Raw genomic sequence first — 22,775 nt, 5'->3', positions numbered from 1 at the left:
AGTCACTGCGGCCAGCGGCGGCTCTGCCCGCCGCAACCGGTTTTGCCTCAGGCCACCGTCAGCCATTTATCGACGGTGTAGTCGTCAAGCTGCGCCATGCTGCCGTGCGCCACATTGCGACCGCGATGCAGCAGCAGAAAGTAGTCTGCCACGCGGCGGATCAGCGACAGGCGCTGCTCCAGCAGGAGAATGGTCAGCCCGTAGTCGAGGTTAAGCCGCCGGATCAGATTGCCCATCTCCTCCTCCAGCCACGGTGACATGCCGTCGGTGGGTTCATCGAGAATCAGCAGTTTAGGTTGCAGCACCAGCGCACGCGCCAGGGCCAGCTGTTGCTGCTGATCGACAGGCAGATCGCCGCTGCGCTGCTGGCGCAGCGAATAGAGTGCCGGAAAGAGATCGAAGACCATTTCAGGAATGGCGCGATGGCGATCGTGCTGACTGGCACCCGCCAGCAGGGCGATCAGCAGGTTATCTTCCACGCTCATCTGGGTAAAAATATGGCGGCCCTGCGGCACGTAGCCGATCCCCATCTGTGCCCGCTGTTCAGCCGGTTGCAGCAGCAGATCTTCCGGCGGGGAGCCATCTTCCTTCCAGGAGATAGAGCCGCTGTTGATAGGCAGTCTGCCCATGATGCAGTTCACCAGCGTGGTTTTGCCCATGCCAGGCCGGCCCAGAACGCCGGTGCAGGTGCCAGGCGCCAGATCGAGGTCCACATCCCAGAGAATGTGGTTCTGACCGTAAAATTGATTCACCGAACGTAAACTCAGCATCTGACACTCTCCTTCCCGATCATTAGCCTGAATGCTTCCGCTCTCTGTCGTCTGGCAAACAAGTCATCAGCAGCGGCCCTGTCGCCGTTGCAGCTCAGTGCGCCTGGTGCGCGTTGGTGCCAGAGAGTCCTGCAATTCCCAGGCCAGATCTTAAAACGGCCCTGTTTTCTGCTGCTGTGCCTGCTTTCGGGGAAGGAAAGGTGAGAAAAACTTATCAATTCCCCACGGTCATTACGCACCTGCACTTTTGCAGTGCCTGGCGGCGCTGTTCCTGGTGCAGGCGTGCTCTGAGAAGGCAACGAATCTGATTAAGAATTCTAGTCGGCGCCCGGAAATTTGCCTGGCCAGCGGGGGGAAGGATTAAAAATGCAGACTATTCCGCCAGCCGCGGGCGCGAAATTTAACGGAAAAAAAATTATTTTCGCGGTGTCAGAAGGGCAGGGAAAAACTATACACAGCTGATGGCGGCGGGGCTGCCATCACTTATCCACTATTCCTGTGGATAACCTTGTGCATTAGGTAATGAAAACCAGTTGGAAGCGAGGAAATACGGGGCCTGGTAACATAATGACGAGATCTTGGCCTCATAAGCTAAAGCCAGTAAAATCAGTATTTTATTAAAAAACAAGCCTGCGATTTCTCTGTCAGGTAACCAGACTGTAATTTTGTGACGCTCTATTGACAAATGTTAAATCCGATCTCTGCCTGGGGATAACCTTGCGCAACACGCTTCGCCTGGATTTTCATCGCGCGCCAGAGAGGGGAGCGGAACCGCAACGGGGTTAACATTGCACCATTACTGTTTTTATATCCAGTATTATTTTCTGGCAAAATCACCATAGCCGAGTAAAATAAGTGCCTGCCCGCCGACTTCTCCAGCAGGAAATGCATTCATGAGCAAAGCCTTTAAATTAAACTCTGCCTTTAAACCTTCAGGCGATCAGCCTGAGGCGATCCGTCGCCTGGAAGAGGGACTGGAGGATGGACTGGCCCATCAGACCTTATTAGGGGTAACCGGCTCCGGTAAAACCTTTACCGTCGCCAACGTGATTGCCGACCTCAACCGTCCGACCATGGTGCTGGCGCCCAATAAGACGCTGGCCGCCCAGCTTTATGGCGAAATGAAAGAGTTTTTCCCGGATAACGCCGTGGAGTTCTTCGTCTCTTACTACGACTACTATCAGCCTGAAGCCTATGTGCCCAGCTCCGACACCTTTATCGAAAAAGATGCCTCGGTGAATGAGCACATCGAACAGATGCGTCTGTCGGCCACCAAGGCGCTGCTGGAGCGGCGGGATGTGATCGTGGTGGCGTCCGTCTCCGCGATCTACGGTCTGGGCGACCCCGATCTCTATCTGAAAATGATGCTGCACCTGACCCGCGGCATGATCATCGATCAGCGCAGTATTCTGCGTCGTCTCTCAGAGTTGCAATACACCCGAAACGACCAGGCGTTCCAGCGCGGGACCTTCCGGGTGCGCGGCGAGGTGATCGATATCTTCCCGGCGGAGTCGGATGACATTGCGCTGCGCGTAGAGCTGTTTGACGAAGAGGTTGAGCGGCTGTCGCTGTTCGACCCGCTGACCGGCCAGATCGAGTCGGTGGTGCCGCGCTTCACCATCTACCCTAAAACCCACTACGTCACGCCGCGCGAGCGCATCCTGCAGGCGATGGAAGAGATCAAAGTGGAGCTGGCGGATCGCCGGCGGGTGCTGCTGGAGAACAACAAACTGCTGGAAGAGCAGCGTATCACCCAGCGTACCCAGTTTGATCTGGAGATGATGAGCGAGCTGGGCTACTGCTCCGGCATCGAAAACTACTCGCGCTATCTCTCTGCACGCGGGCCGGGCGAAGCGCCGCCGACGCTGTTTGACTATCTGCCTGCCGATGGCCTGCTGGTGGTGGATGAGTCCCACGTCACCATTCCGCAGATTGGCGGCATGTATAAAGGCGACCGGGCACGTAAAGAGACGCTGGTGGAGTATGGCTTCCGTCTGCCGTCGGCGCTGGATAACCGTCCGATGAAGTTTGAAGAGTTTGAGGCGCTGGCGCCCCAGACCATCTACGTGTCGGCGACGCCGGGTAAATATGAGCTGGAAAAATCGGGCAATGAAGTGGTCGATCAGGTGGTGCGTCCGACCGGTCTGCTCGATCCGATCATCGAAGTGCGTCCGGTCGGCACCCAGGTTGACGATCTGCTGTCGGAGATCCGTCAGCGCGTGGCGGCCAATGAACGTATCCTGGTGACGGTGCTGACCAAACGCATGGCGGAAGATCTCACCGAATACCTGACAGAGCATGGCGAGAAGGTGCGCTATCTGCACTCCGATATCGATACGGTGGAACGTATGGAGATCATCCGCGACCTGCGTCTGGGTGAGTTTGATGTGCTGGTGGGCATCAACTTACTGCGTGAGGGGCTGGATATGCCGGAAGTGTCGCTGGTCGCGATCCTGGATGCGGATAAAGAGGGCTTCCTGCGTTCAGAACGTTCCCTGATCCAGACCATCGGTCGTGCGGCACGAAACGTCAACGGTAAGGCGATTCTCTACGGCGATAAAATCACGCCGTCGATGGCGCGCGCTATTGAAGAGACCGAACGCCGCCGTGAGAAACAGCAGCTGCACAATGAAAAGAATGGCATCGTGCCGCAGGGCCTCAACAAGAAGATCACCGATATTCTGGAACTCGGCAACAACGTGGTGAAAACCCGTGGCAAAGCCAGACCGGCCCGCCCGGGCGAAGCGCAGGCTCAGGCCGATTTGCTGACCTTAACGCCTCAGGCGCTGCAGAAGAAGATCCACGAGCTGGAGGGACAGATGCAGCAGCATGCGCAGAACCTGGAGTTCGAGCAGGCGGCGAACGTGCGCGATCAGCTGCATGAGCTGCGTACGCTGTTTATTGCGGCCTCATAGCGCCGTTAAAACCCTGAATGGCGTGTTCCAGCGCCACCCTGAGCAGCTGGCGGTCGTGACGATATTTAATGTCGGCGGCCTCCAGCGGTTCACGGACGATCAGCCGATCGTCAATCCCCCGGGTATCGACCGCCGGGCTGACCACCACCGCATCAATCACCCGCTTGCCGATGTAACGCTCCATCATTGCCAGTTTGTCAGCCACCGACAGGCTGGCGGCGGCGGGGCTGAGCTCGCGGCCCAGATTGCCGATAAAGACCATGGTGGCGGGCGTGCGCCGCAGCGCCTGCGCCATCTCATCCATCAGCAGGATCGGCATCAGGCTGGTGTAGAAGCTGCCCGGCCCGATCAGGATCAGATCTGCCTCACCAATCGCCTGCAGCGCTTCCCGCGTAGGCTGGACATTGGGATGCAGCATCAGCTCCTGCGGCGGCTGCTTCATCTCATCAATCGCCGTTTCGCCGTAAACCATGTTGCCTTCCGCATCCATCGCCACCAGATCCACCGGCTGCTCCGACATCGGGATTAAAAAGGCATCCACCTTCAGCAGGTTGCGGATGATGTTGATCGCCTCCAGCGGGCGCACGCTGAGATGATCCAGCGCGCGCAGCATCAGGTTACCCAGGTTGTGCCCGGCCAGTTCGCCATTACCGGCGAAACGATACTCAAACATCGCAGAGGCGACGCTGGGTTCGGTAATCAGCTGGTTCAGGCAGTTGCGCATATCCCCCCAGGCGATACCGCCTTCGGAACGGCGGATACGGCCGGTTGAACCGCCGTTGTCGGTGGTGGTGACAATGCCGGTGAGACGCGAGCCCAGCGGGGAAAGGGCAGACATCACGCGGCCCAGACCGTGTCCGCCGCCCAGTGCCACAACGCGATCAAGATCGGCCAGTGTGCGATTCATACTTCTCCTTACTTTCCTTTCGCGTGGCGAGGCTCTAAACGCTAAGCCCGCGCGGATGACTTACGTCAAAATCAGGCGGGCATTTTAACGTATCCTGTCGCGAAAATGCGGTGAAAATTCGATATGTATAAGAATATATAGCGAAAACAGCGAATGGAAGAGTGGCGTGAATCACGCTACCATCATGTTTACCGCGCTGATCAACGGGTCAGCGTACACTCAAGCCTGAATGCCTAAGTCTGCGGATAGGGGGTTCAGGCCGTAGCCATCGAGCTGCCAGGGTGCAGGAAGAAATGACTGCATCTCCCAATCTGGAAAGGTGTTCTGGTGTCACAATTTACTGATGCATACGCGCGTAAGTTCTATTACCTGCGCCTGTCGGTCACGGATGTCTGTAATTTCCGCTGTACCTACTGTCTCCCGGACGGCTACAAGCCGCAGGGAATTCGTAACAAAAGCTTTCTCTCTCTGGATGAAATCCGCCGAGTCACGCGGGCCTTTGCGGCAGCCGGCACGGAAAAAGTGCGGCTGACCGGGGGTGAGCCGTCGCTGCGCCGTGATTTCACTGACATCATCGCCGCGGTGCGTGAAAACGCCGCCATTCGACAGATCGCGGTGACCACTAACGGCTACCGGCTGGCGCGTGACGTGAAGCAGTGGCGCGAGGCAGGCTTAACCGCGCTGAACGTCAGCGTGGACAGTCTGGATGCCCGCCAGTTTCACGCCATTACCGGTCAGGATAAATTTCACCAGGTGATGAGCGGCATCGATGCCGCCTTTGACGCCGGTTTTCGCCAGGTCAAAGTCAACAGCGTGCTGATGCGCGATCTTAACAGCCGCAATCTCGCCACCTTCCTGGACTGGATCCGCACCCGTCCGATTCAGCTGCGCTTTATCGAACTGATGGAAACCGGTGACGGCGGTTCGCTGTTCCGCGATCAGCACGTTTCCGGTGCGGTGATCCGCGACCAGCTGATCGCTCAGGGCTGGCAGCGTCGCGAAAGCGAACGCAGTGACGGCCCGGCGCAGGTTTTTTACCATCCCGATTATGTCGGCGAGATCGGCCTGATTATGCCCTACGCCAAAGATTTCTGTGCCAGCTGCAACCGTCTGCGCGTCTCCGCGCAGGGCAATCTGCACCTCTGTCTGTTTGGCGACGGCGGCATTCCGCTGCGCGATCTGCTGGCGTCGGACGACCAGCAGGCTGAACTGCAGGCGCGCATTGCCAGCAGCCTGGGGCAGAAGAAGCAGACCCATTTTCTCCATCAGGGCAACACCGGCATTACACAGAATCTCTCTTACATTGGCGGCTAATTTCAGGAGGCAGTATGGGTAAACCAGCCAGCGAATTTCAGGCGGTGCAGATTGCGGTGATGACGGTCTCCGATCGTCGCGATGCCAGCAACGACACCTCCGGTGACTACCTGCGCAGCGCGGCGGCGGAAGCGGGCCATAGCGTGGTCGATCACGCTATCGTGCCGGAGAATCTCTATCGCATTCGTGCCACCGTGTCGCGCTGGATCGCCAGTGACGATGTGCAGGTGGTGATCGTGAACGGCGGCACCGGGTTTAACCTGAAGAACAGCACGCCGGAAGCGCTGCTGCCGCTGTTTGACCGCGAGATTGAGGGATTTGGCGAACTGTTCCGGATGATCTCCTATGAGGAGATTGGCGGGTCGACCCTGCAGTCACGCGCCATTGCCGGTCTGGCGAATCAGACGCTGATTCTGGCCGTGCCGGGTTCGACCAGCGCCTGCCGTACCGCCTGGGAGCGCATTATTGCCGACCAGCTTGATGCGCGCACTGCGCCCTGTAATTTTGTCTCACATCTGAAGAAACAATAAGCATGTCTCAACTTACACACATTAACGCCGCGGGCGAAGCGCACATGGTGGATGTCTCCGCCAAGGCTGAAACCGTGCGCGAAGCGCGGGCAGAAGTGCTGGTGCTGATGCAGCCGGAAACGCTGCAGATGATTATTGAGGGCAGCCACCATAAAGGGGATGTCTTTGCTACCGCCCGCATCGCCGGTATCCAGGCGGCGAAACGCACCTGGGAGCTGATTCCGCTCTGCCATCCGCTGATGCTGAGCAAAGTGGAAGTGAACCTCGAAGCAGAACCGGCACACAGCCGGGTCCGCATTACCTCGCTCTGCCGCCTGAGTGGCAAAACCGGCGTGGAGATGGAGGCGCTGACCGCGGCTTCGGTGGCCGCGCTGACTATCTACGACATGTGCAAAGCGGTGCAGAAAGATATCGTCATCGATCAGCTGCGTTTAATCAGCAAGAGCGGTGGCAAAAGCGGCGATTTTCAGGCGGTGGCCCATGATTAAGGTGCTGTTTTTTGCCCAGGTGCGCGAGCTGACCGGCACGGCCGCACTGGAGGTCAGCGCGGACTATCCGGACGTGGCGGCACTGCGCGCATCCCTCGCTGCACGGGACGACCGCTGGGCGCTGGCGCTGGCGTCGGGTAAGCTGCTGGCGGCGGTCAATCAGACGCTGGTGCCGATGACGCATCCCCTGCGCGCCGGTGATGAAGTGGCCTTTTTCCCGCCCGTAACCGGAGGCTGAGATGGACACGCAGATTCGCGTCGGCCCCGCGCCGTTTGACATGGCGGAAGCGTATCGCTGGCTGGCCGCCTGTGATGAAGATGGCGCGGTGGTGACCTTTACCGGTAAAGTCCGCAACCACAATCTGGGGAGTGATGTGGCGGCGCTGACGCTGGAGCACTATCCCGGTATGACCGAGAAAGCACTGCAGGAGATCGTGGCGGCGGCGCGTGAACGCTGGCCGCTGCAGCGCGTCACGGTGATCCATCGCGTCGGCGAGCTGTTTCCCGGCGATGAAATCGTGCTGGTCGGCGTCACCAGCGCCCATCGCGGCAGCGCCTTTTCCGCCGCCGAATTCATCATGGATTACCTGAAAACGCGCGCGCCCTTCTGGAAACGCGAAGCGACAGAGCAGGGTGACCGCTGGGTGGATGCCCGCGACAGCGATCACCAGGCCGCTCAGCGCTGGGAGTAGCGCGGAACTACGGCTGCTTCAGCTGCTCCGCCGGGCCAAAGCGGGTCTGGCCGTGACTGTGCTCACCGCCGCCCGTCGTCCGCTTCAGCTGGATCACCTGGCCCTGCTGCCACGCGTTCGCACCCGCCGCCGCCGGGTGCGCCACGATATCGGCGCGCTGGGCGCGAATCGCTTTGCTGTCGACGTCGAAGCGGCGATCGCGGTCGGCCAGCAGCCGGGAATCCATCTGACCATCCGCCGTAAAGCCCATCATCAGTGCCGGAATGCCGAGCGGCAGCGTTTTATCGCGATCGGTATGCCAGGTGTGCCAGGTTTTCCCGTAGGTATTCACGATGCGTTTCATCAGGGCGTGATCGGCGCTGGCCGGTAAGCCCGGCGCAATCAGCGTGCCCGACTTCACCTCATACTGGTGGCTGTGCCACAGCTTCTTCTCCTCCGGGGGCAGGGTGTTGAACAGCCGTTCGCTGATGATGTACTCCACCCCCATCAGCCGCGCGTCGCGGGTATTGCCGTCATAGATCACCGCCTGCATCACATCCTCGTTCAGCACGGTGACGTAGTGGTGTGCCTCCATCTGACCGTTCTGGTCACCATTGTAAAAATGGAAGCCATCCAGATAGGTGTTGATCGCCTCAATCGGCGGTCGTGACTGCATCACACTGGCGCCGGTCTCCAGCAGCTTCAGCGAGGAGGAGGTGGGCGCGCCCGGTGACTGCACCTGAGCAGGCGTATTATTGGCGCCGCAGCCGGTTAATAACAGGCTGAACGCCGCAACAGGCCAGAGTTTAAACATCGTAAGTTCCTTTAACGTTAAAAAAGGTAACCTTAGTTCAGTTCCCGCCTGCCTGTGAAACGCTGGCGATGATAGAGTAGGGTTTTGGTTCATTCTGAGGACAGGCATGTCATCCACCCCGATTCTGCAACGTCTGACACTGGTCGCCGCGCTGGTGCTGGCGGGCTGTAGCAGCAAGAAAACCCCCGAGGCGCCGGTCCGGCAGCCTGAGGATGTGAAAGCACAAATTCAGCGGCTGCTGCCGTCGCATGTCAGCAACAAAGCGGCATGGAGCGATGATATCTACACCTCTTTCCGCACCCAGCAGATCGATCCCAGCGCCAGCAACCTCTGCGCGGTGATCGCCGTGGCGGATCAGGAGAGCAACTTCAGCGCCGAGGCGGCCGTGCCCGGCCTGCCTAAAATCGCCTGGGGTGAGATCAATCGCCGGGCGGCCAAAGTCCATGTGCCGGCTTTTCTGGTGCGCACGGCGCTGCTGATTAAATCCCCGACCGGCGAAAGTTACGCGGCGCGGCTCGACAAAGTGCGCAGTGAAAAAGAGCTGAGCGCCATCTTTGATGACCTGATCGACATGGTGCCGATGGGCCAGACGCTGTTTGGCAATCTCAATCCGATCCACACGGGCGGGCCGATGCAGGTCAGCATTGCCTTTGCCGAGGCGCATGCCAAAGGCTACCCGTGGCCGGTTGATGGCACGATCCGGCGTGAAGTCTTTACCCGTCACGGCGGGATCTACTTCGGCACAATGCACCTGCTTGGCTACCCGGCTGACTACAGCCAGCCGCTCTACCGCTTCGCGGACTTCAATGCGGGCTGGTACGCCAGTCGCAACGCGGCGTTCCAGGCGGCGGTGGCGAAGGCGACCGGGATGAAGCTGGCGCTGGATGGCGATCTGATCCTCTATGGCTCAGACGCGGCGGGCGGCACCGAACTGGCGGTGCGCACCCTGTCGAAGCAGATCGACATGAGCAACAGCGCCATCCGACGCGATCTGGAGAAAGGGGAGAAAGCGTCGTTCAGCGACAGCGAACTCTGGAAGCAGGTCTTTACCCTGGCGGATAAAATGGCGGGCCGTAAGCTGCCGCGTGAAATGCTGCCGGGCATTAAGCTGGAGAGCCCGAAAATTACCCGCAATCTTACGACGGCGTGGTTTGCGCAGCGCGTCGACAGCCGTTATCAGCAGTGCCTGTCGCGGCGTTAAACGGCATGTTGTGGCACAGTTGAGCTGAGCTGTGCCACACTTAAATCTGACAGGGCTCCCTGTGGAGCGTCTTACTACTCATCCCTTTATCAAGAGGTGCATCATGGATCGATATCCACGACATGATTCTATCGTTCAACCCGCCTCGCGCGGGCTTCAGGCTTACATGGCCCAGGTGTATGGCTGGATGACCTGTGGTCTGCTGCTGACGGCGTTTGTCTCCTGGTTCGCTGCACGTACGCCTGCGGTCATGGAGCTGGTCTTCGCCAACCGGATCACCTTCTTCGGGCTGATTATCGCGCAGCTGGCGCTGGTGTTCTTCCTGTCAGGCATGGTGCATCGCCTGAGCGGGGCGGTGGCGACCGGGCTGTTTATGCTCTATTCGGCGCTGACCGGCGTCACGATGGCCAGCATCTTCCTGGTTTACACCTACTCCTCCATCGCCAGCACCTTCTTTGTCGCCGCCGGGATGTTTGGCGCGATGAGCTTCTACGGCTACACCACCAAACGCGATCTGAGCCGGTTTGGCAGTCTGCTGTTTATGGCGCTGATCGGCATCCTGCTGGCGTCGCTGGTGAACTTCTGGCTGAAGAGCCCGGCGCTGATGTGGGCGATTACCTACATCGGAGTGGTAGTGTTTGTCGGCCTGACCGCCTATGACACCCAGAAGCTGAAAAATATTGGTGAGCAGATTGATGCGCGCGACACGGAAAACCTGCGTCGCTACTCGATCATGGGGGCGTTAACGCTCTATCTGGACTTCATCAATCTCTTCCTGATGCTGCTGCGGATTATGGGCAACCGTCGCTGAATCAGGCTACCCGTTTCGCGGCCAGCACCGCGCTGAACGGCTGAGATGTAAAGGGGGAGGCGCACCGGTTGCGCCTCCCCCGTTTTATGATGACTTCTGAAGCTTCTGCTCGTTCTTCTGGCGCAGATGCTTCGCCCGGCTCTCCAGAACCAGATAGAGCACCAGCGCCAGCAGTAGCGGCAGGATGAAATAGAGGACGCGATAGGCGAGCAGCGCCGCGATAATGGTGCCATGCGACGCGTGCTGACCGCTGAGCAGTGCCAGGAAGACCGCCTCCAGCACGCCAATCCCCGCCGGAATATGAATGATCACCCCGGCAATACTGCTGATCAGCAGCACGCCCAGCACCATCGGATAGCCGACATCGCGTCCCAGCAGTAGCCAGATAATCGCCCCCATCACCATCCAGTTAGCGCAGGATACGCCAAACTGCAGCAGCGCCATACGCAGCGAGGGGAGCTGCAGCGTCTGCCCTTTGACCGTCCAGCGTCGCTGCTTCGAGAAGGCACAGGCCCAGAGGTAGATCGCCACCAGCACCAGCAGCACCACACCGATCAGCCGCAGGGTAGTCTCACCGATAAACCAGCCGCTGGGGATGGAGACCATGCCCGCACTGAACACCACGCCAGCCAGCAGAATGTAGCCCAGCCAGTTGGTGGCGATGCTCAGGGAGAAGATGCGTGTGATGGTGGCGCTGTCGAGTCCCAGACGGGAGTAGAGCCGGTAGCGCATCGCCACACCGCCGACCCAGGTGCTCAGCGTCAGGTTAAAGGCGTAACAGATAAATGACACCAGCATGACCTGCCGCTTCGCCAGCTTATGTCCGCAGTAGGCGCGCCCGATGAGGTCATAGCAGCCGTAGACCAGGTAACTCAGCACCACCAGTCCGGCGGCGGTCAGCACCACAAAGCGGTTATAGTTAACGATGACGTCATAAACATCTTCCCAGTTCACTTTGCGGGCATAAACCACCAGCAGCACCACCACCGCGATAAAGAACAGCACGGTGAGGATCTTTTTTGCCAGTTGCCAGCGTGGATGTTTTTTTGCCATCAGGATTTTGCTCCCTGGTTGTCGGCTTCTACGCGATCCTGTGTCTCCATCTCGGGCTGCACCGGGGCAGCCACCTGGGCCAGCCGCGGTGTGTGCGCCGGTAACCAGCCCGCAATAGCCGGGAAATGGCGCAGGAAGTGGAAGACCACCACGCTTTTGCTGAGCTGCCACCAGTTGCGTGGGGGCAGACGATCCTCCTGCACCCGCTGACAATCATTTGCCAGCAGCGCTTCAAGGTTGTCACGCAGCGTCTGGTTAAACGGCCGGTCGTGAATGATCAGGTTGGCTTCCAGGTTGAGTGACAGGCTGAGCGGGTCGAGATTGCTGGAGCCGACGGTAGCCCACTGATCGTCCTTCACCGCGATCTTGCCGTGCAGCGGACGACGGATATATTCATAGACTTCAACCCCGCCATCGACCAGATAGTTGTAGAGCAACTCCGCGCCCACTTTCACAATTGGCATATCCGGCTCGCCCTGCACAATCAGCCGCACCCTGACGCCGCGCTGCGCCGCGTTGCGCATCTCACGCAACAGCCGGTAGCCGGGAAAGAAGTAGGCGTTAGCGATAATCACATCCCGCTTCGCCTCGCGCAGCATCTCAAGGTAGTGCATTTCGATGTCGTCGCGATGTTCGTCATTGTCGCGATAGACATAGAGCACCTGGGCATCGCCGGGCCTGGCATTGACCGCCGGACGGTGAGACCGCGACCCCCACCAGCGGCGGGTAGGCTGTTCACTGCCAATCGCCTGCTGCAGATAGCGGGCGATGTCGCCCACCACTGGTCCTTTGACCTGCACCGCATAATCCTGCTTGGCCTCGGGGCCGTAGTCGGTGTTGTGCTCGGCAGAGAAGTTGATGCCGCCCACAAAGGCCACCACGTCATCCACCACCACGGTTTTGCGGTGCAGGCGGCGGAACACGTTAGTACGCATGCCCATCACCAGCGGGCGCGGATCGTAGTAGATGAAGCGCACGCCCGCGCTGGTCAGGCTGTTCACAAAGGTGTCGGAGAGTTCGGCGGAGCCGTAGCCATCCACCATGATTTCAACCCGTACCCCGCGCTGGGCCGCCGCCAGCAGTTCGCGATGCAGGGCATTGCCGACCTCATCCTCAAACAGAATAAAGGTTTCAATCAGCACCGTGCGCTCGGCCCGCTGTATCGCACCAAAGACGCGCGGGAAAAACGCCTCACCATTTTCCAGCAACAGCAGCCGGTTGCCTTCCTGCCAGCTGAAATTCATAGGTGAATCTCCACGGCCAGCGGCGCATGGTCGGAGAGATGGGACCACGGCTTACGCGGCAGCGCCCACGGATGAGTGACGGTGGCATTGCGCACATAGATGCGGTCGAGCCGCAGAATCGGGAAGCGCGCCGGGAAGGTGCGCGCCGGGCGTCCGGTTTTCATGCTGAATACCTCTTTCAGGCCTGCGCCCTGTTTTAAGATCGCGTTAGCGCGTCGTTGCCAGTCGTTAAAATCACCCGCCACCACAACCGGCGCGTCGGGCGGCAGCGAGGTGACCATTTCACATATCATCTTCATCTGCGCGCGGCGGTGCGAGGCCTTCAGGCCAAGGTGCACGCAGATAACGTGCAGCGTGCCATGCGGCTCGGGCAGGGCGATCTGACAGTGCAGCATGCCGCGATTCTCACTGCCCGCCACCGAGATATCCCGGTTCTCATACTCTGCAATCGGAAAGCGCGACAGCACGGCATTGCCGTGATGTCCTTCCGGGTAGACCGCATTGCGCCCGTAGGCGAAATCGTTCCACATGGTGTCGGCCAGAAACTCATAGTGTGGCGCCTCGGGCCACGCGTCATGGTTAAGCGGATGGATGGCATGCGTGCCCATCACCTCCTGCAGAAGGACCACATCCGCCGACGTTGCGCGAACGGCTTCGCGTAATTCCGGCAGGATGAAGCGGCGATTAAACGGGGCAAAACCCTTGTGTGTATTGATCGTCAGGACTTTTATTGAAAATCCTTGCGTGTTTTGTGGCATACTCGCGACGCACTCCTTTTCATCATCACCAGAATCAAAGTGTAGTCTTTGTCACAAATGGGTGGTGAGAGAGGGCGATAATTAAGGCGTTATCCGAAAATTGTTTTACATTGAGGAAACCGTTTCCGGCTTGTGCCGGTAGCACTTGGGCGACCTGTTGGGTCTGCCAGGAGAACTGAATGAAATGGTCTAATCGTATTCAAATCATCACGGGTCAGACGTACATGCATATCGCTATGCATCTGCTGGTGATCGCTGCGCTGATCTGGGGCTGGAAGCACAAGGCCCTGGTCGATGTCTGCAGCACGCTGGTGGCCGTCTACGCACTGGTTTTTGTTGCCATGCTGGCAACACAGCGCATCGCCCGTTTACGGACCCTTGGCGATTATCTTGAAGAAGCGACCACCACTTACTACTTTGGCGCTGCCATGATTACACTGTTCCTGGTGTCGCGGATCTACCACAACAACCTGCTGCTGGCGTGCCTCGGCGTGGTGATGTTGCTGGGTCCGGCGCTGGTGTCGCTGCTGGCGAAAGAACCGCCACGGCGCATCGAAAAAAAACGTAGCTAAGTTGAAGGCCACCGAAAGGTGGCCTTCCTGTTTATGGGGCAGGGAAGATGTGTGTGTAAATGTGAGCTATCTCGCACACTTGCTCTAAAGCTGCTACACTCGCCCGCTTACGCATCGTAGTTTGTGCCCTTTTCACGCGTCAGCCCCAGCTGCCGTCACTATCCCTCTGAAAACTACACCGTGAATCACGGACAGAGCGGACCGGAGTAAATCACGTAATGTCTTTTGACTCTCTCGGCCTGAGTGCCGATATTTTGCGCGCGGTCGCCGAACAAGGCTACAGCGAACCTACACCTATCCAGCGCCAGGCGATTCCTGTGGTGCTGGCAGGCCGCGATCTGCTGGCGAGCGCCCAGACCGGCACCGGCAAGACGGCCGGCTTTACCTTACCTTTGCTTGAAAAACTCTCTGCGACCACCACGCCGGTGCGCGGCCGTCGCCCGGTGCGCGCCCTGATCCTGACCCCGACCCGCGAACTCGCGGCGCAGGTCGGCGAAAACGTCAGTGACTACAGCAAATATCTCCCGCTGCGGTCGATGGTGGTGTTTGGTGGCGTCAGCATCAATCCGCAGATGGTTAAACTGCGTGGCGGCGTCGACGTGCTGGTGGCGACACCGGGTCGTCTGCTGGATCTGGCGCATCAGAATGCGGTTGACCTCTCTAAGGTCGAAATTCTGGTGCTGGATGAAGCGGACCGTATGCTCGATATGGGCTTTATCCACGACATCCGTCGCGTGCTGGCGCGCCTGCCGGCTAAGCGTCAGAACCTGCTCTTCTCGGCCACCTTCTCTGATGAGATCAAAGGCCTGGCTGAAAAACTGCTGACCAACCCGGAAATGGTGGAAGTGGCGCGCCGCAACACCGCCTCTGAACAGGTTGCTCAGCAGGTGCATTTCGTGGATAAGAAGCGCAAGCGGGAACTGCTGTCGCAGCTGATTGGCGAAGGGAACTGGCAGCAGGTGCTGGTCTTTACCCGAACCAAGCATGGCGCTAACCACCTTGCCGAGCAGCTGGGCAAAGATGGCATCACCGCCGCCGCGATCCACGGCAACAAGAGCCAGGGTGCCCGTACCCGTGCGCTGGCTGACTTTAAATCTGGCGGGATCCGCGTGCTGGTAGCGACCGATATCGCGGCGCGTGGCCTGGATATCGAAGAGCTGCCACACGTGGTCAACTATGAGCTGCCCAACGTCGCCGAAGATTATGTGCACCGTATTGGCCGTACCGGCCGTGCGGCGGCCACCGGTGCGGCACTGTCACTGGTCTGCGTCGATGAGCATAAACTGCTGCGTGATATCGAACGCCTGCTGAAGCGTGAAATCCCGCGCCTGGCGATTCCGGGTTATGAACCCGATCCGAGCATCAAAGCAGAGCCTATCATCAACGGTCGCCAGCAGCAGTCGCGCGGCGGTGCAGGCGGCGCGCGCGGTCGTGGTCAGGGCGGACAGGGTGCAGGTGCACCACGTTCATCCGGCGACAAGCGTTCTCAGCCTCGTCGTCAGGGACAGCCTGCGCCTCAGGGCGACAAGCCCGCTTCCCGACCGCGTCGTCCGGCACCGAAGCGCACCGGGAACGTCTGAGTATGAGGGTTTTACTGGCGCCGATGGAGGGCGTGCTTGATTCGCTGGTGCGCCAGCTGTTATCGGAAGTGAACGACTACGATCTCTGCATCACCGAGTTTTTGCGCGTGGTCGATCAGCTGCTGCCGGTAAAATCCTTTTATCGTCTCTGCCCCGAGCTGCATAACAACAGCCGCACGCCTTCCGGCACGCGGGTGCGGATGCAGCTGCTGGGGCAGCATCCCGAATGGTTAGCCGAGAACGCCGCCCGTGCGGTGGCGCTGGGCTCCTGGGGGGTGGATCTCAACTGCGGTTGTCCCTCTAAGCTGGTCAACGGAAGCGGAGGCGGGGCGACCCTGCTTAAAGATCCCGATCTGATCTATCGCGGCGCGAAAGCGATGCGTGAAGCGGTGCCTGCTGACTTACCGGTCACGGTGAAAGTGCGGCTCGGCTGGGATTCCAGCGCCCGCAGTCTGGAGATCGCCGATGCTGTACAGCAGGCGGGAGCCAGTGAGCTGGTGGTGCATGGACGAACCAAGGAAGAGGGCTATCGTGCCGAGGCGATCAACTGGCAGGCGATTGGCGAGATTCGTCAGCGGCTGCGCATTCCGGTGATTGCTAACGGTGAAATCTGGGACTGGCAGAGCGCGCAGAACTGTATGGCGGTCACCGGCTGCGATGCGGTGATGATTGGCCGCGGTGCGCTGAACATCCCTAACCTGAGCCGGGTGGTCAAATATAACGAGCCGCCAATGGCCTGGCCTGAGGTGGTGCGCCTGTTGCAGAAATATAGCCGGCTGGAAAAGCAGGGTGACACCGGACTCTATCACGTCGCGCGCATCAAACAGTGGCTTGGCTATCTGCGCAAAGCGTATGCAGAAGCGGATGGCCTGTTCAGCGAAATCCGGGCGTTAAAATCGTCGGACGATATTGCACAGGCGATCGATCGTCACGCGACGGTTCATGGTTTGTGATAAAAAATCAGGCGACCCCTTAGCGGCCTGACGGTATAGTGAGCCAAATTTCCTTCACCGCAACTCTGCTATGTCTGACACCGCCGTGTTGAGCAACAGCCAGCTCAACAAACGTATCCTTTCCGTTATCGTTTTCACCTTCTTCTGCTATCTCTCCGTCGGCTTGCCGCTGGCTGTGCTGCCTGGCTTTGTCAAAAATCACCTCGGCTTCAGCTCATTCATCGCCGGGCTGATTATCAGTATTCAGTATTTCGCGACGCTGCTCAGCCGTCCTCAGTCGGGCCGTCTGGCCGACCGGCTTGGCCCTAAACGCGTGGTGATGCTGGGGCTGCTCTGCTGCGGCATGAGCGGGGTGCTGACCATCGTCGCCGCCCTGCTGAGCAGCTGGCCATGGCTGAGCCTGACGCTGCTGGCTGTCGGACGGCTGTTTCTTGGGGTGGGCGAAAGCTTCAGCAGCACCGGCTCCACCCTGTGGGGCATGAACATCGTCGGGCCGCTGCAGACCGCCCGCGTGATCTCCTGGAACGGCGTCGCCACCTATCTGGCGATGGCGGTGGGCGCACCGCTGGGCGTGATGCTCAACGGTCAGTTCGGCATGAGCGGCTTTGCTGGCCTGATTGCGGTGATGGGGATAGCTGGCTATCTGATGGCGAGCCGCAAACCCGCCGTCACCGTCAGCCTGGGCGAGCGCATTCCGTTTCATCGCGTCTTTTCCCGCGTCTGGCTCTACGGTCTGGCGCTGGGCTTCGGCACCATCGGCTTTGGCGTGATTGCCACCTTCATTACCCTCTACTTTGCCAGCCGCAACTGGCAGGGCGCGGCCTATGCGCTGACGCTGTTCAGCCTGGGCTTTGTGCTGGTGCGTCTCGGCTTCGGGCGCTTTATCACCCGCTTTGGCGGACTGCGCGTCTCGCTGTTCTCGTTTCTGCTGGAGTGTGTGGGACTGCTGCTGATCTGGCAGGCGGACAGCGCCTGGCTGGTGGGGGCAGGGGCGTTTCTGACCGGCAGCGGTTTTTCGCTGGTCTTTCCGGCCCTGGGGGTGGAAGCCGTTAAGCGGGTTGAGCGTCAGGATCAGGGATCGGCGCTCGGCACCTACTCCGCCTTTCTCGATCTGGGGCTGGGCTTAACCGGCCCGGTGGCGGGACTCTTTATCGGACACTGGGGCATGCAGTCGGTCTACCTCGCGGCGGCGGTCATGGTCCTGGGTGCGCTGCTGATTACCCTGCGGCTCTGCGCTCAGCAGCGGCTCACCAGCGGGTGAGCCGCCGGGTCATCAGAAACGGGTAAACAGCCAGTAGAGCAGGGCGGAGAGCAGAACGGAGACCGGCAGGGTTAAGACCCAGGCAACGGCCAGGTTGCGCAGCGTGGCAAGCTGGAGGCCGGAGCGATTGGCCGCCATGGTGCCCGCCACGCCCGAGGAGAGCACATGGGTGGTGGAAACCGGCAAACCGAAACCGTCTGCCGCGCCAATGGTCGCCATCGCCACCAGCTCGGCACTGGCGCCCTGCGCATAGCTGAGATGGGTTTTGCCGATGCGTTCTCCCACCGTGACCACAATCCGGCGCCAGCCCACCATCGTGCCAAGCCCCAGCGCAATCGCCACCACCACTTTTACCCACATCGGAATAAAGCGGGTGGCGCTGTCGAGTTCGCTTTTCACGGCTTTCAGATTGCGTTCCGTCTCCTGCGGCAGCGTGACCTTTGCGGTCTGCAGATGCTTGATCGACTCTGATGCCAGATACATCTGGTTGCGGGTGTTGGTCACCGCCTGGGCGGGGATGTTATCCATCGAGCCATAGCGGCGAATCTCATCACCCACTTCATTGAGCGTCATCGCCAGCGCCGGTAACACCTCGCTGTTCATCCGGTTGCTGCCGACAAAACCGGTCAGCACGTCGCGGGCCGCCGGAGGGTGTGCCGCCGCCGGTTGCAGCTGGCGCAGCTGATGCGCGGTGACTTCGGTCAGCGCCGCCACGCGCGGGATCTGGTCGGCGGGCAGCGATCGGTTCAGGGCGTAGGCGATCGGCATGGTGCCGACCAGGATCAGCATAATCAGCCCCATCCCTTTCTGCCCGTCGTTAGAGCCGTGTGCAAAGGAGACGCCGGTACAGGTCAGGATCAGCAGGCCGCGGATCCAGACCGGCGGCGGCTGATCGCTCTGTGGCGCACGGTAAAGCTGGCGATTGCGGATAAAACGTTTCATGACCCACAGCAGCAGCCCGGCACAGACGAAACCCACCACCGGCGAGAGCAGCAGGGCATAGCCCACCTTCAGCGCCTGATCCCAGTCCACGCCGCTCAGGCCGTTGCGCCCGTGCAGCATCGCGTTGGCGACGCCGACGCCGATGATGGAGCCAATCAGGGTGTGGGAGGAGGAGGAGGGCAGGCCAAAATACCAGGTGCCGAGATTCCAGATAATGGCGGAAAAGAGCAGTGCATAGACCATCGCGAAGCCGTTGCCGCTGCTGGCCTGCAGGATCAGCTCCACCGGCAGCAGCGAAATAATGCCAAACGCCACCACCCCGCTGGAGAGCAGCACGCCCATAAAATTACAGAAACCGGACCAGACCACGGCGACGCCGGGCGTCAGCGAATGGGTATAGATCACCGTGGCGACGGCATTGGCGGTGTCGTGAAAGCCATTGACGAACTCAAAGCCGAGCGCAATCAGCAGCGCCAGGCCCAGCATAAAGAAGGGCAGGAGGCTGGTGACCGGCATGTTGGTCTCTTCAACGTCACTGATCAGGTTGAGACCGGCGAACGCGAGACCCGCGACCAGCAGAATAAAAAACAGCGGTTTACTGAAGCGACTGCCTTTGCCACTGAAATCGGGGCGGCCCCGGACGGATGAGGGGAGACTGTTTTCGCTCATGGTGTACCTCATGTGGCGGATAGCGGATGCTGATTTGCACCGGGTTATCGCTGTGTGATACGCGCTTTCTATGACAGAAAAATGATGGGCAGGCAGGGAATTTAGCCGGAGAGGGCGGGTCGGGCGGTGTAGCGCGGGCAATAAAAAAGCCAGCGACAGGCGCTGGCTTCTGACAACAGGCGGTCCGTTACGAATTGTTATTCGTTGCGGCAGCCGGGGCGGCCGGGGTCACCGGGGCCGCTTCTGTCGCAGGCTGCTGAGGCTGCGCAGCATCACTGCTGGCACCCTGAGGCGTCACCGGAGTCATTGGCTGCTCCTGAGGGGCGGCCTGTGAGTTTTCCGGCACCTGAACAGGCGCAGTCTGAACGTTGTTCTCCACACCGTTCACTTTTACCGGCATACCGGTTCGGCCCTGAATCGCGGCGTTAACCTGATCCTGATTGATGCTGCCATCAGCCAGCACTTTGGTCACGGCCTGAGTCAGCGTGATCGGCACCAGCTCACGGGAGTTGAACTGCTCTTCGGTGGTCGACAGCGGGTTATGCACTTCAAGGTAACGTGAACCGTCTGGCTCAACCGAGGCTTTCACCGGCTGGTCAACGAACTGAACGCGGGTGCCGACTGGCACATTCTGATAGAGCCACTTGATGTCATCCGCACGCAGACGCACACAGCCGTGGCTCACGCGCAGGCCGATACCAAAGTTAGCGTTGGTGCCGTGAATCGCATAGAGACGACCGATGTAGAGTGCATAGAGGCCCATCGGGTTGTCCGGGCCAGCCGGGAAGACGGCAGGCAGCGTTTCACCGCGAGCGGCGTAGTCGGCGTGCATCCCTTTGGTTGGCGTCCAGGTCGGGCCATCTTTTTTACGTTCAACCGCCGTGGTCCAGTTGATCGGGGTATCTTTACCGAGCTCACCGATACCAATCGGCAGGACAACCACGGTTTTGCTGCCTTTCGGATAGTAGTAAAGACGCATCTCGGCGCTGTTGATCACAATGCCTTCGCGCGGGGCGTCAGGCAGGATCAGCTGCTGTGGGATAATCATTTTGCTGCCGGCTTTCGGCAGATAAACGTCAACGCCCGGATTGGCTTCCAGCATGTTGCTGAGGCCCATCTGATACTGCGCCGCAAAAGCTTCCAGCGGCAATTTGCTGTCTTCAGGAACGGTAATTTCAATATTTTCCCCGATCAGACGGCTGTTAGCCGGCGGTAACGGGTAAACCACAGCAAAGGCTGACTGGCTGAACGCCGCCAGAGCCAGTGCGATTGAAGCGAAAGCGCGAATCATTTTCATATTTTACAAGTCTTTATCGCCCTGTTTCAGGCTGGTCAAAGTATCGAATTCATGCCGGCCAATGTGACCTGCTGCGCATTATATGTTCATTGATCTGATGTTGTGAATCAGGATTTTAACCTGACAGTAATACTTTACCTAAAACCGTGCAGAGATGAGCGCCTTTCGGGAAAAGAGGGCGCTGAAAACCGCGATGACTAAGGCTGCCACTGGGTCTGTTCGCCGCTGAGTTTCCGGTTCAGGAAAAAGGCGGCGCTGATTAACGCCAGGTGCGTCAGCGCCTGCGGCGTATTGCCCAGCGCATGGCCGTGGCTGTCAAACTCCTCGGCGTAAAGACCCAGCGGATTGGCGTAGCTCAGCAGCTTCTCAAACTCAAAATGCGCCTCCTGTATCCGGCCTGCGCGTGCCAGGCACTCTACATACCAGAAGGAACAGGCACCGAAAGAGCCTTCCCCTCCCTGCAGGCCATCGGCCGGGGTTTCATGAATATTGTAACGCCGCACCATGCCATCGCTGACCAGGTCCTTTTTGATCGCGTCCAGCGTAGAGAGCCAGTCCGGGTCAGTGGCACCGACAAAGCGCACCAGCGGCATCAGCAGCATGGAGGCGTCGAGATAGTCGCCGTGACGTGTGGAGGTGAAGTGCCCGCGCTCCTCGTTCCAGAAATTGGCCCAGATATCTTCGCGGATCTTACGCCGCGCCTCATCCCAGCGCTGATAGGGCATCGGCAGCGATCGCTTCATGCCCAGACGCAGCGCGCGGTCCATCGCCACCCAGCACATCAGACGGGAATGCAGGAAATGTTCCGGTTCACCACGCATCTCCCAGATCCCGGCATCGGGCTGATCCCAGTTCTCGCTCAGCCAGTCGATCATCTTCACTACGTGCTCCCAGCCGCGCTGAGAGATCGCCTCGCCATATTTATTGGCCAGATAGATCGCATCCATCAGCTCGCCATAGATGTCGAGCTGGGTCTGCTGCCAGGCATCGTTGCCGATGCGCACCGGCCGGGAATCGCCGTAGCCGGAGAGGTTGAGCAGCTCCATCTCATGCAGTTCGGTGCCGCTGTCCAGCCGGTACATCACTTGCAGGCGCATCTCGTCGTGATGGCTGTTCTCGACGCAGCGGCCCACCCACTCCGTAAAGTGTTTGGCTTCATCGGTATAGCCCAGCCGCATCAGGGCATACATACTGAATGAGGCGTCGCGGATCCAGGAGGCGCGGTAGTCCCAGTTGCGTTCACCGCCCAGCTCTTCGGGCAGTCCAAAGGTTGCCGCCGCCGCAATGGAGCCATACTGATGGGAGGTGAGCAGCTTCAGCACCAGCGCGGAGCGCTGCACCATTTCACGCCAGCGTCCCTGATAGGTGCTCTTTGCGCTCCAGCGGCGCCAGTAGTTGAGGGTATCTTCAAAGCAGTGTTCGGTCGCCAGCGCTTCGATATGCGCATCGTCGACGCTGCCAAATTCAAACTGCGCATGTTCGCCCGGCTGCAGGGTAAAGACGGCGGTCGCGCTCTCATCCTCCAGCGTCATGACGACGCTGGCGGCGAGGCGCAGCGAGGGCTGACCTTCGGCATGAAAATCGATACAGCCGTGATGGGCCTCCGCGCGCGTCTGCGCCCGGGCGTAGTCGTGACGTGGTGAACAGCGCAGGGTAAAGGTCGCGCTGCCGCGTACCATTTTGACCCGCCGGATCAGGCGCGGCAGCTTCTCCCTGTCATCGCAAATCGGCATATAGTCGGTAATTTCTGCGACCCCCTGCTCATCCAGCCAGCGGGTCTGCAGAATATTGGTGTCGGGCAGGTAGAGCTGCTGACGGCGCGCATCGGGCCAGTCCGGCGAGAGGGAGAAGAGGCCGGCATCGTCGCTGTCGAGCAGGGCAGAGAAGACCGACGGGCTGTCGAGTTCAGGCCAGCAGAGATAATCAATCGTCCCGTCATTCGCCACCAGTGCACAGGTGCGGAGATCGCCAATGACGCCGTGCTCTTCAATCTTACGTTTTACCTTACTCATGCTCATCTCCCTG

At 59.6% G+C, this 22,775-nt stretch carries 21 protein-coding genes and 1 riboswitch; of the genes, 12 read left to right on the top strand and 9 right to left on the bottom strand.

Going from position 1 to position 22,775, the window contains the following annotated elements; genetic code table 11:
* Window positions 1–47: 47 nt before the first annotated feature.
* Window positions 48–770, bottom strand: a complete 723-nt coding sequence (locus tag CKF42_RS05330; RefSeq protein ID WP_009091339.1) for an ABC transporter ATP-binding protein — start codon at window positions 768–770, stop codon at window positions 48–50.
* Window positions 771–1,663: 893 nt separating this feature from the next.
* Here CKF42_RS05330 and uvrB point away from each other — a divergent pair.
* Entirely contained in the window at window positions 1,664–3,685 is a 2,022-nt protein-coding gene (gene uvrB, locus CKF42_RS05320) for an excinuclease ABC subunit UvrB (protein ID WP_009091335.1), read from the top strand.
* On the opposite strand, the gene yvcK is transcribed toward uvrB, so the two are convergent.
* Window positions 3,669–4,592: a uridine diphosphate-N-acetylglucosamine-binding protein YvcK gene (gene yvcK / locus CKF42_RS05315; protein WP_009091333.1), complete on the bottom strand. Its 924-nt coding sequence runs from the start codon at window positions 4,590–4,592 to the stop codon at window positions 3,669–3,671. The two genes, uvrB and yvcK, sit on opposite strands and share 17 nt — an antisense overlap.
* A gap of 204 nt (window positions 4,593–4,796) precedes the next feature.
* Window positions 4,797–4,930: riboswitch (molybdenum cofactor riboswitch) on the top strand.
* Here yvcK and moaA point away from each other — a divergent pair.
* The 5 genes from moaA (at window position 4,920) to moaE (ending at window position 7,616) form a co-directional block, all read left to right on the top strand.
* Complete coding sequence (gene moaA, locus CKF42_RS05310) at window positions 4,920–5,906, top strand: GTP 3',8-cyclase MoaA (RefSeq protein ID WP_111207713.1); 987 nt, start codon at window positions 4,920–4,922, stop codon at window positions 5,904–5,906. (Overlaps the previous riboswitch by 11 nt.)
* Window positions 5,907–5,920: 14 nt before the next feature.
* A complete protein-coding gene (gene moaB, locus CKF42_RS05305) occupies window positions 5,921–6,436 on the top strand; it encodes a molybdenum cofactor biosynthesis protein B (protein WP_111207712.1) in 516 nt (171 codons plus the stop codon).
* 2 nt (window positions 6,437–6,438) lie between these two features.
* A complete protein-coding gene (moaC, locus tag CKF42_RS05300) occupies window positions 6,439–6,924 on the top strand; it encodes a cyclic pyranopterin monophosphate synthase MoaC (RefSeq protein ID WP_111207711.1) in 486 nt (161 codons plus the stop codon).
* On the top strand, window positions 6,917–7,162 hold the full coding sequence (gene moaD, locus CKF42_RS05295) for a molybdopterin synthase sulfur carrier subunit (RefSeq protein WP_111207710.1): 246 nt from the start codon (window positions 6,917–6,919) through the stop codon (window positions 7,160–7,162). Before moaC ends, moaD begins: the two co-directional genes overlap by 8 nt.
* Before the next feature lies 1 nt (window position 7,163).
* Window positions 7,164–7,616, top strand: a complete 453-nt coding sequence (gene moaE / locus CKF42_RS05290) for a molybdopterin synthase catalytic subunit MoaE (RefSeq protein ID WP_009091326.1) — start codon at window positions 7,164–7,166, stop codon at window positions 7,614–7,616.
* 7 nt (window positions 7,617–7,623) lie between these two features.
* On the opposite strand, the gene CKF42_RS05285 is transcribed toward moaE, so the two are convergent.
* On the bottom strand, window positions 7,624–8,409 hold the full coding sequence (locus CKF42_RS05285; protein ID WP_046101456.1) for an OBAP family protein: 786 nt from the start codon (window positions 8,407–8,409) through the stop codon (window positions 7,624–7,626).
* Between the two features lie 106 nt (window positions 8,410–8,515).
* On the opposite strand from CKF42_RS05285, the gene CKF42_RS05280 reads away from it, so the two are divergent.
* Both CKF42_RS05280 and CKF42_RS05275 read left to right on the top strand, forming a co-directional pair.
* Window positions 8,516–9,610: a DUF1615 domain-containing protein gene (locus CKF42_RS05280; RefSeq protein ID WP_058958322.1), complete on the top strand. Its 1,095-nt coding sequence runs from the start codon at window positions 8,516–8,518 to the stop codon at window positions 9,608–9,610.
* A gap of 103 nt (window positions 9,611–9,713) precedes the next feature.
* Complete coding sequence (locus CKF42_RS05275) at window positions 9,714–10,421, top strand: Bax inhibitor-1/YccA family protein (protein ID WP_046101458.1); 708 nt, start codon at window positions 9,714–9,716, stop codon at window positions 10,419–10,421.
* A gap of 84 nt (window positions 10,422–10,505) precedes the next feature.
* On the opposite strand, the gene CKF42_RS05270 is transcribed toward CKF42_RS05275, so the two are convergent.
* The 3 genes from CKF42_RS05270 to CKF42_RS05260 are packed head-to-tail and all read right to left on the bottom strand — an operon-like array spanning window position 10,506 to window position 13,476.
* Window positions 10,506–11,474: a lysylphosphatidylglycerol synthase domain-containing protein gene (locus CKF42_RS05270; protein ID WP_009091322.1), complete on the bottom strand. Its 969-nt coding sequence runs from the start codon at window positions 11,472–11,474 to the stop codon at window positions 10,506–10,508.
* A complete protein-coding gene (gene clsB, locus CKF42_RS05265; RefSeq protein ID WP_058958320.1) occupies window positions 11,474–12,718 on the bottom strand; it encodes a cardiolipin synthase ClsB in 1,245 nt (414 codons plus the stop codon). Before clsB ends, CKF42_RS05270 begins: the two co-directional genes overlap by 1 nt.
* On the bottom strand, window positions 12,715–13,476 hold the full coding sequence (locus CKF42_RS05260) for an endonuclease/exonuclease/phosphatase family protein (RefSeq protein WP_009091319.1): 762 nt from the start codon (window positions 13,474–13,476) through the stop codon (window positions 12,715–12,717). Before CKF42_RS05260 ends, clsB begins: the two co-directional genes overlap by 4 nt.
* A gap of 179 nt (window positions 13,477–13,655) precedes the next feature.
* Between CKF42_RS05260 and CKF42_RS05255 the strand changes: the two genes are divergently transcribed.
* The 4 genes from CKF42_RS05255 (at window position 13,656) to CKF42_RS05240 (ending at window position 17,842) form a co-directional block, all read left to right on the top strand.
* The gene (locus tag CKF42_RS05255; protein ID WP_111207709.1) at window positions 13,656–14,048 is read left to right on the top strand and encodes a YbhQ family protein; all 393 of its coding nucleotides are present in this window, start codon (window positions 13,656–13,658) and stop codon (window positions 14,046–14,048) included.
* Between the two features lie 218 nt (window positions 14,049–14,266).
* Window positions 14,267–15,628, top strand: coding sequence for an ATP-dependent RNA helicase RhlE (gene rhlE, locus CKF42_RS05250; protein WP_111207708.1), 1,362 nt, complete (start codon window positions 14,267–14,269; stop codon window positions 15,626–15,628).
* A gap of 2 nt (window positions 15,629–15,630) precedes the next feature.
* Window positions 15,631–16,581: a tRNA dihydrouridine(16) synthase DusC gene (gene dusC / locus CKF42_RS05245; protein WP_111207707.1), complete on the top strand. Its 951-nt coding sequence runs from the start codon at window positions 15,631–15,633 to the stop codon at window positions 16,579–16,581.
* Between the two features lie 70 nt (window positions 16,582–16,651).
* Window positions 16,652–17,842 carry an MFS transporter gene (locus tag CKF42_RS05240; RefSeq protein WP_111207706.1) on the top strand — a complete coding sequence of 397 codons (1,191 nt, stop codon included), beginning with the start codon at window positions 16,652–16,654 and terminating at the stop codon, window positions 17,840–17,842.
* Between the two features lie 12 nt (window positions 17,843–17,854).
* Here CKF42_RS05240 and CKF42_RS05235 read toward each other — a convergent pair whose 3' ends face one another.
* From CKF42_RS05235 to CKF42_RS05225, 3 genes are all read right to left on the bottom strand, one after another.
* Window positions 17,855–19,453 (bottom strand): inorganic phosphate transporter, encoded by a 1,599-nt coding sequence (locus tag CKF42_RS05235; protein ID WP_111207705.1) that lies wholly within the window; start codon window positions 19,451–19,453, stop codon window positions 17,855–17,857.
* A 187-nt stretch (window positions 19,454–19,640) separates the two neighbouring features.
* A complete protein-coding gene (locus CKF42_RS05230) occupies window positions 19,641–20,750 on the bottom strand; it encodes a L,D-transpeptidase family protein (RefSeq protein ID WP_009091312.1) in 1,110 nt (369 codons plus the stop codon).
* Between the two features lie 197 nt (window positions 20,751–20,947).
* Window positions 20,948–22,762 carry a glycoside hydrolase family 15 protein gene (locus CKF42_RS05225; RefSeq protein WP_009091310.1) on the bottom strand — a complete coding sequence of 605 codons (1,815 nt, stop codon included), beginning with the start codon at window positions 22,760–22,762 and terminating at the stop codon, window positions 20,948–20,950.
* Window positions 22,763–22,775 lie beyond the last annotated feature (13 nt).

The sequence above is a fragment of the Pantoea sp. ARC270 genome (genome assembly GCF_003236725.1).
Classification (GTDB): domain Bacteria; phylum Pseudomonadota; class Gammaproteobacteria; order Enterobacterales; family Enterobacteriaceae; genus Pantoea; species Pantoea anthophila.
This window is presented reverse-complemented; position numbering and strand designations above follow the sequence as displayed.